5 protein-coding genes and 3 pseudogenes are annotated in these 5629 nt (G+C 63.9%); all 8 read right to left on the bottom strand.

Annotated features, from left to right (window positions below):
- The coding region (locus C1I89_RS33425) for a DUF2859 domain-containing protein (protein WP_146196984.1) at positions 1-309 on the bottom strand (309 nt) is incomplete at its 3' end.
- Positions 306-911, bottom strand: a complete 606-nt coding sequence (locus C1I89_RS33420) for a transglycosylase SLT domain-containing protein (protein ID WP_058163681.1) — start codon at positions 909-911, stop codon at positions 306-308. The genes C1I89_RS33425 and C1I89_RS33420, both read right to left, overlap by 4 nt.
- Positions 893-1630, bottom strand: a complete 738-nt coding sequence (locus C1I89_RS33415) for a TIGR03759 family integrating conjugative element protein (RefSeq protein ID WP_102776397.1) — start codon at positions 1628-1630, stop codon at positions 893-895. The genes C1I89_RS33420 and C1I89_RS33415 overlap by 19 nt, the downstream gene beginning before the upstream one ends.
- 14 nt (positions 1631-1644) lie before the next feature.
- Entirely contained in the window at positions 1645-2286 is a 642-nt protein-coding gene (locus C1I89_RS33410) for a hypothetical protein (protein ID WP_003158630.1), read from the bottom strand.
- The gene (locus C1I89_RS33405; protein ID WP_003158629.1) at positions 2283-2861 is read right to left on the bottom strand and encodes a PilL N-terminal domain-containing protein; all 579 of its coding nucleotides are present in this window, start codon (positions 2859-2861) and stop codon (positions 2283-2285) included. The genes C1I89_RS33410 and C1I89_RS33405 overlap by 4 nt, the downstream gene beginning before the upstream one ends.
- A gap of 233 nt (positions 2862-3094) precedes the next feature.
- Positions 3095-4174, bottom strand: a pseudogene (locus tag C1I89_RS33400) (helicase-related protein); the annotation flags it as partial.
- A gap of 129 nt (positions 4175-4303) precedes the next feature.
- Positions 4304-4780, bottom strand: a pseudogene (locus C1I89_RS33395) (reverse transcriptase N-terminal domain-containing protein); the annotation flags it as partial.
- A gap of 617 nt (positions 4781-5397) precedes the next feature.
- Positions 5398-5629: pseudogene (locus tag C1I89_RS33390) on the bottom strand (DEAD/DEAH box helicase); the annotation flags it as partial.

Genomic DNA, 5629 nt, shown 5'->3' with positions numbered 1-5629 from the left:
CGGCCGCAGGCCGGGCGCTTCAATCACACGCCGCGCGACGGTGCCAGGCGTGAGCTTGGCACTGCGCACCGGCAACATCGCGGCCTCGTCCATGGGCGTGGCGGGCACCGGGAGCATTGGGATGGGCGGTCGGGCCGGCGCATCGGCGCGCGGCTGAAGGTTCAGAGCCTCGTAGTACGGCAGCGCCGACGCGCCGCCACGGTCTTCGACCACGATCAGCGGCTCGCCGGCACGCGAGGCCAGCGGCAGAGCCGCCAGCAGCACGAGCAGGCCCTTCAGCGTGAGGTTGGTCAGAGGGAACTTCGTCATGGGGATCTCTCCTGGTGCACGGCGAGGGCCGCAGCGGTTGGATGCGTGCCCTGCACCCGGGCAAGATGGCGCGACACGCTACGCCGGTAACGGGCGGCAGGTTCTCCGCCCGCAGGACGGTGGTAGCGACCGATCGCCAGCAACCAGTCCTCGCCAGCGGTGTGCTGCTCCTTCAGGATTTCAGCGGCGATGGCGAGGTTGCGGTATGGGTCGAGCAGGTCGCACGGACTGACGTAGCGCTGCTGGTGATAGCCGAGGTTGATCTGGCCCAGGCCCGCGTCGATGCGTGTGTGCGGCGTGGCGCGCATCGCCTGCTGCAAACCGGCGCAGGCGTCGGCGCGTGTTGCGTAACGACGCGACTGGCCAGCGACGTTGAGCGACCACGGCCACGGGACGATGCGTCCATTGCGTCGGATGCCGCTCTCTTGCAAGGCTACGGCGTAGAGCACCGTCGAGGGGATGCCTGCGCGCTGTGCGGCAAGCTGGTAAGCCGGTGGCGGAAGCTCCTGGGCATGGGCGGCGCAGGCGCACAGGCCCGCCGCGATCACCAGTGCGCGCAAGCACTGCGAAACGGAGGTGGCCACTAAGGCTGGCGCTGCCATTGACCGTTCACCTCGCGCACGACCGCAGGAAGGTCTCCGGGCAAGCTCAGCGACAGCCACCGCCCGCCATCATGGTTGAGCGTGATGCCACCGCTGCGCACGCGCGCCGGATCGACGTTCGCCCGCTTGGCCCAGTCGCGGATGCGTGTATCGTCCTGGCGGCTGCCGACCATGTACAGGTCGAACTCGGTACCAGAGGATTGCAGGCGCTGCACGAGTTGCCCGCAGGCCGCGCAACCGTCCTTGATGAACACTGCCGTGCGGCCTGAACCGCGCAAGGGATTGGCGCTTGTGCCGGTGTCGGACTTGTCGTCAGGCAGATTCACTCGCTGGATGCCGGGATTCAGGCGCTGCCAGGCCTCGTCGTAGGAACGCTGGTAGGCGAGCAGCTTCTCGACACGGCGTGCCTCGATCTGCACCTGCAGCTCTGCGTAGCGGAGCCGTTCCTCGTCGGTGCGCGCCTCGATGCCCAGGGCGGACAGCGGGTCCAGGTTGGGTGAGTAGATACCCAGCGGCCCATCCATCAGTTCGCGATAGCGCGCCCACTCCTGCGGTTGCAAGCCCCAGTCGCTTGCCACCCGGTCGTTCAAGGCGCGAGTGACCAGCGGACGCTCCTGGCTCTGGGCATTGCCGGCGGGGGCCGTGGTCGGTTGCTGCGCCCAAGCGGACAACTGGGCAGACACCAGCAGAAGCGCGGAAAGGATAATGGCAAGCTTCATGTCATGTCCTCAGCTCAAGGGATCGCCACGCGACGGGTCTGGTCGCCGGCCTGAAACACGGCGGAGTTGCCCTCGACCGCCTGAAAGCGCCATGGGCCGAGCGAATCGCCGGGCAGCAGTACCTCAAGCTGGTCGGGCGTGAAGTCCCCGCTGCTCGGCGCGACGGACAGGCTGCGCTGGCCGGCGCGAAGTTCGGCGCCGACGATGCGGAACGGCAGTGGCAGCGGTTCCGGCTTGGCGTTAGGCCTGCGCGGTGTGCGCGGCTGAGCGGGTGCTGCGGTGCGCGCAACGGTCTGGCGCGTCTTGATTTGCTCGACCTCCGTGCGCAGCGCCTGAAGGTCGTCAGCAGCGGCATAGCCGCTCAGCGTTGTCTCGACCTGGGCAGCGCGTGCTTCCAGGAGTTCGCGGGTGTCTTTAAGGTCTGCCGCCGTTGCGACGGTTGGACGCTGCTGGATGGCCTCAATGGCCTCGGCCAGACCTACCGCCTGCGCTTCGAGACGTTGCAGGCGGGAATTAAGCAGCTCCTGGTCGACCTGCTCGTTCACCGCCTGGTAGCCGAGAGCGACGAAAACGCTGAGGCCGATCAGCCAGAGCCACATCAGGCTCTGCAACATCATGGCGGTGATCGGGCGACGGGGAGACTGCGCGGCATTCATGGCTGGCCTCCCGAAACCGAAGGCATCAGCGGAAACGTCTGCACCGCCTCGGCAGCAGGCGGTTCGTGTTCGTGCTCGGCGGTCGCACTGCCTCCAGCCTGCTCAAAGCAAATCTGCCGTGCCCGGTCATTCGCGTGCAGTTCCCAGGCCGGGCCAGCCAGGGTAAGCAGCGCATCGCGCAAGGTCATGGGGCCAAGATGCAGGTGCGCCGCCGGCAGCGGCAGCGCATACAACTCGGTCACGGCGTGGGCCATCTCGCAAAGCTGGTAACCACTGCGTTTGAGCACATGCCGCAGGCCATCGCCCACCGTGGCACGGGCATCCTCCGGCATGGACACATCGATGGTCTGCAACAGCAAGTCACGCTGCGCTGCCGAGGGTGCCAGCTCAACCAGCGTGTAGCGGCCATAGCGCACGACGGGAATGAACTCGGGTGCCTCGGGTTGGGGAACGGAGGCGATTTCCTCTATGGCGTCTGGTGCCAGTGGCGCGGTCGTGGTGGCGCAGCCGCTGGCCAGGGCAGCGGCCAGGAGACCAGCGCCGACCAGACGCCGGGATACATGGATGGCGGGCATGGCATCGGCTCTTCTGTTGCGATGCCGATACATTGGCGGCGCGATGCCGTGCGGTCAGCCAGGAATGCGAACTGGGTGGTGCCCGGTTTGCTGCCTTGGGCAAGCGCTCGGCCTTCACGGGAACACTTTGGAATGAGAGAAAAACGCAGCCCCGCCCACGAAGAACGCGGACGGGGCTGCAAGGTGGGAAGAACAGAAAGCCGGCGGCGCTAGGCCGGCTTGTGGCGTGGAAATCAGGCGGTGACCAATTGCCGGGCCAGCGCCACTTCGACGGAATCACCGTCCTGGTTCAGGACATCCAGCCCCGATTCGGGCACATCGCCCGAGGTGGACTGCGAGACCATGATCTTCTTGGCCATCAGTTCCAGGCAGGTCATCTGCGAGGAGCCGGCGTAGCCGAGGTAGATCACGCGCACGGGCTGTTTCTGCCCGATGCGCCAGGAGCGGCGTGCTGCCTGTTGGAGCGAGTACACGTTGTAGCCACTTTGCATGAACACAATCGTCGGGAACTCCAGCAGATCCAGTCCCGTCTTGACCAGCTCGGGATTAGTGACGAGCACGTCGATGCCACGGTCCAGTTGCTCGGCGATCCAGTCCTCGCGGCGGCTGGCATCCACGCTTGCGCGCAGTACCGCCACCTTGAAGCCTTCCTGCTCCAGCAGCCCCTTCAGGCGCGACGTGGTGTCGCGCGTGCCGGTATAGACCGTGTAGGCCAGAACCTTGCGGCCCTGTGCCTTCTCCTGCCTGCAGATGTCGATCAGCTCGCGCTCCTTGGGGCTGATCTCGAACTCATTGAACTGAGCCGGGACAAACGCCAAGGTGTTGCGCGTGCGCGGATGCACCACGGTCTCCGACCGGAAGCAGCAATCCGGCCAGGCCAGCAGCACGTTGAGCACCACACCCAGCAAGGTCGTATCGCGTCGCGCCAGAGCCTGTTTCAGCTCTGCGGTCAGCCGACCCGCCAAATCGCGGTAGGCCGCAGCTTGCGCCGCGTCCATCTGGACTTCACGAAATTCCTCGTCATACGGCGGCAGGACGTTGCCACCGATGTCCTTGAGCTTGAGAAAGATCGTGAACGGCAGGATGCAGCGCAAGACGCCTTTCGGGCCGAAGCCGGGAGCCTTGACCGTGCGCACCGATACCTTGGTGCCCTTGGCCGTTTTGTGCGCCGTGCCGGCGCTCTCGGAGTAGATGTCCTTGAGGACGCCGTGATCGCGCATGAACGCCATCGCAGCCGAGGTCATGCTGCCGCTCGTGGTCGGGCGGTAGCCGTCTTCGATCATCCGTCCAGGCAGCGCCCGGAACAGCAGGTAGTCGGGTAGGGACAGGCCATTGCTGGCCCATCCCCCCCTAAGAACCGTACGTGAGAGTTTCCCCTCATACGGCTCAAGCCTTTCAAAGCCCGCTTTCGCGAACCGGCTTCACCACCTTGAGACCATTGNACGGAACCCATAGGAGTTCAGGTCGCCCGTCGTTTCCGAGACCGGTTCGAGCGCAAGCAAGTGCAGCGCCTGCATTGCCCGATCCTTCATCGTCGGAATCCCGAGTGGCCGCAATTTGCCATTCGACTTTGGGATGTAGATTCGCTTCAACGGCATTGGCTTGTAACCGTGCCGCCGCAGCGATTGGACCGCTTGAGACTTGGCCTCCGGTGTGGACCACGTGATGCCATCCACGCCCGGAGTTCTTTTGCCTTGGTTCTCGGTGACTCGTCTGACGGCCAAAGCTTTGCCGCTGAACGAGTGGGTCAGAATCCACTGCAAGGCTTTCACCCTGCCGTGTTTCCCTTCCCGCGTTGCCTTTACGATACGCGCTTGGAGCCTTCGCACTTCACGGTGACACTTGGCCCAGTCGATGCTGTGCCATGTGACCGATTCGCGTGAGGGCGCACCCGCGCAAGCAATTTCTTGCGTAGTCATCTGCAATTCCCTCTTGAAGAAGGTTGGACAAGTTTTCTCGTAGAGAAAGACCAAGTGGAAGTCTGCTCGCTTTCGCGCGGGATGATGTCGCCTTGCGGCTCAATCCCTATCCGCCCCATTACAGAGCGGCATTCGCTTTCTCCACATTCCTCTACCCGCACCTCCAACAGCATTCCTTGCGGTCTGCCTGCCCCGAGGGGCAGAGATACGGGCTTACCGTGTTTCACTTGATTCACAAGGTCGGATTAGGTTGTGCCTTTTCGCCGGTAGCTATGAATGTCCGTGCATCCCCACTATTCAAAGGGATGTCCAGCTACAGCCCCATTTTGGGAAAGAGCCTGTCAGCATCTTTGGCTCTATCAGACGTGACGACGTTTATCAGCACTTCACTTGCGTTAACCATACCAACCAGCCTAGCGACCCAACCGCATTGATGCTCGCAGATGCAGTGTCAGCCTCACGGCCTCCACTTGGCTTGCGCCGGTCTACATTGTCTCGGTGGCTTCACACGCAGTCGTTACCAACCACGCATGCACCGATAGGCTACTGATGACGGAACATCAGGCTTCCTGCCGCCGAAGCGGTGAAACAATGAATCAAGCGACTTCACGTCGCACGAACAGATCATCGCCATAGCCGCCCATCAGCGTGCCGGTCAGCAGCAAGGTCTTGCGAGCCTTCGCCGCCAGCACGCCCATGGCCTGGCCCTGGGCACTGCCACCGTTCTTGTACTCGTGCGCCTCGTCGGTGATGAGCAGGTCGAACGTGCCTTGCGGCAGGTAGCGTTTGATGAACTCGGACGGTTGGTAGCCGCCCTCGCCAAAGCCAAACTCCATGTTGGCCATCGCA

Source organism: Achromobacter pulmonis, assembly GCF_002885955.2.
GTDB classification, from domain to species: domain Bacteria; phylum Pseudomonadota; class Gammaproteobacteria; order Burkholderiales; family Burkholderiaceae_B; genus Achromobacter; species Achromobacter pulmonis_A.
The sequence above is the reverse complement of the archived record's forward strand: the minus strand, read 5'-3'. Positions and strand labels throughout refer to the sequence as shown.

What these genes read in the sequence shown, in the direction of transcription:
- C1I89_RS33410 (WP_003158630.1), bottom strand. Translation starts at nt 2,286, where the DNA reads ATGAATGCCGCGCAGTCTCCCCGTCGCCCGATCACCGCCATGATGTTG.
- C1I89_RS33420 (WP_058163681.1), bottom strand. Translation starts at nt 911, where the DNA reads ATGGCAGCGCCAGCCTTAGTGGCCACCTCCGTTTCGCAGTGCTTGCGC.
- C1I89_RS33405 (WP_003158629.1), bottom strand. Translation starts at nt 2,861, where the DNA reads ATGCCCGCCATCCATGTATCCCGGCGTCTGGTCGGCGCTGGTCTCCTG.
- C1I89_RS33415 (WP_102776397.1), bottom strand. Translation starts at nt 1,630, where the DNA reads ATGAAGCTTGCCATTATCCTTTCCGCGCTTCTGCTGGTGTCTGCCCAG.